At 49.4% G+C, this 520-nt stretch carries 2 tRNA genes and 1 rRNA gene; all 3 read right to left on the bottom strand.

What is annotated here, in order from left to right:
* Nucleotides 1–185: 185 nt before the first annotated feature.
* Nucleotides 186–258: transfer RNA gene (locus NWP17_RS12275), tRNA-Ala, on the bottom strand.
* A 3-nt stretch (nt 259–261) separates the two neighbouring features.
* A tRNA-Ile gene (locus NWP17_RS12270) sits at nt 262–335 on the bottom strand.
* A gap of 115 nt (nt 336–450) precedes the next feature.
* Nucleotides 451–520: ribosomal RNA gene (locus NWP17_RS12265) — 16S ribosomal RNA — on the bottom strand; the annotation flags it as partial.

The raw sequence follows: 520 nt of genomic DNA, 5'->3' as shown, positions 1-520 counted from the left end.
CGTCCTTCTTCGCCTCTGTGTGCCTAGGTATCCACCATGAGCCCTTATTAGCTTGACCACTTGGTTCTTCACTTACTTCTATCTTTCGATTTCGGCTCTCTTATCTATCTATATGCAGTTTTCAAGGTTCTGGCTGGTTCTCACCAGCAGTCTAGGTCTTTCCTAGTTGCTGATAATACCTAATGTGGAGGTTAGCGGACTCGAACCGCTGACATCCTGCTTGCAAAGCAGGCGCTCTACCAACTGAGCTAAACCCCCAGGTGGGCCATCCTGGACTCGAACCAGGGACCTCACCCTTATCAGGGGTGCGCTCTAACCACCTGAGCTAATAGCCCGCGAACCAAATATTAGTTTGAAAGACTTCACAATCTCACGTCATCGACCTAGAGTAGACCATTTGATTCTCTATTCGCCTTCGACTTTCGATTCTTCAATGGGTAGGTCTCCCTAAAAGGAGGTGATCCAGCCACACCTTCCGGTACGGCTACCTTGTTACGACTTCACCCCAGTCACCAGTCCT

Source organism: Chrysosporum bergii ANA360D, from assembly GCF_029891735.1.
GTDB classification, from domain to species: domain Bacteria; phylum Cyanobacteriota; class Cyanobacteriia; order Cyanobacteriales; family Nostocaceae; genus Umezakia; species Umezakia bergii.
The sequence above is the reverse complement of the archived record's forward strand: the minus strand, read 5'-3'. Positions and strand labels throughout refer to the sequence as shown.